The following is a 237-nucleotide window of genomic DNA, read 5'->3' on the forward strand; positions in this document are numbered from 1 at the left end:
TCATTTGCAATATCAACGGTAATGAGAGCTGATGTTGTTCTTCTTACTGATCTCACTGTCTGCCAGTAAGGAGTACCACCTGTATTTGTTGTTAGTACTTGACCATTAGCTCCACCTTTAATACTAATAGAAGCATCTTTAAATAAAACTTCCTGAGCATTTGCACCTGCATTTACCTCTAAAACGCCATTTCCAGTCAAGCTTCCCTTACCTTTTATAGTAGTTGATATTCCGTTT

Annotated in this window: 1 protein-coding gene; it reads right to left on the reverse strand. The window is 37.6% G+C overall.

Features of this window, described 5'->3' with window-relative positions; all coding sequences use genetic code 11:
* Positions 1-237: hypothetical protein (locus SB725_RS33800; protein WP_410923771.1), on the reverse strand; the 237-nt coding region annotated here is incomplete at both ends.

Origin of the sequence: Pseudomonas sp. SIMBA_041 (genome assembly GCF_046535095.1) — a bacterium.
GTDB lineage: Bacteria > Pseudomonadota > Gammaproteobacteria > Pseudomonadales > Pseudomonadaceae > Aquipseudomonas > Aquipseudomonas mucoides.